Source organism: Oleiphilus sp. HI0132 (assembly GCF_001635845.1).
This window is the reverse complement of the sequence record NZ_LWGJ01000142.1, coordinates 1-1,017: the sequence shown is the minus strand read 5'-3', so window position 1 is coordinate 1,017 and position 1,017 is coordinate 1. Positions and strand designations below refer to the sequence as shown.

At 40.8% G+C, this 1,017-nt stretch carries 1 protein-coding gene; it reads right to left on the bottom strand.

What is annotated here, in order from left to right; translation table 11 throughout:
* On the bottom strand, positions 1-689 hold a 689-nt coding region (locus A3766_RS01840), incomplete at its 3' end, for an alpha/beta hydrolase (RefSeq protein WP_068641545.1).
* Positions 690-1,017: the final 328 nt, after the last annotated feature.

The following is a 1,017-nucleotide window of genomic DNA, read 5'->3' as shown; positions in this document are numbered from 1 at the left end:
GCCAACCACTTGGACTGCAAGGGGTCATGTTCTTTCAGAAACTTCAGGAATTTCACATCCGCGCTATTTTGTGAGAATGAGCGATGCCACACTTTGAAAAACGGTTTAACCAAAGAGTGAGCCTTTTTAACAAAGCTCCAGCCTTTAGGTCGCACCAGCGGCGCGAGCAAAACCACCTTATCAAAAGCTTCACCGTGCGTTTCAGTATGCATTAAGCGGTCAATCAAAACTGCCCCGCCCGTACTCTGACCAACACAGTGGAATGGTTGCGGTAGATTAGCGCGACACGACGCCAAACAAGCATCGATCGCCTCTTGATACTGCTGGAAACACTGAATTGAAGCAGGCTTGCCACTTGATAATCCATGTCCAGGCATATCATAGATAACAACCGCATAACCCGACTTTATTAAAAAGCGAATTAGGTGATGATATATTCCGGCATGATCGAAGTATCCATGAAACACAAACACGGTACCTTTAGCATCAAGTGGTTTAAAGCTTTGCATAACGATACGAAAGTCACTTGCATCAAGCCAACCTGCACGCTGCTCTAGTCCGTCGAACTCACGATAGAAAGCCATATCATAGAAGTCATAGTAATGCGCTATTTCCCCCTTAACTGCAGCTTTCGACTTAAACGAAAACTTACCTAACTCCATTAATAAGCGATCACGATCCCAATTCATTCAACTTCCTCAATTAACTACTTTGTATCTAGATGTAAACGACGCAATTAGACGTTTCTATTAGCTTTGTTAAAAATTAACAAACGCTCAGATACATAAACTCACATTTAACATTGTTTTAAATTAGAGCCCTAAAAAGCATCAATAATTTAGTTACAATATAACCACAACGACATTACAAGGATATTTTAAATTGCGACCTACCGTGAACTAGCAAACTTATCTTAGCTGCTGGTTCATTACCTGAGTAATTAGTGTCGCAAATAAAGAAGAGAGTAGATCATGAGACAAGAAAGTAAACCTTTTACCTTTATCGACATCGTATTGG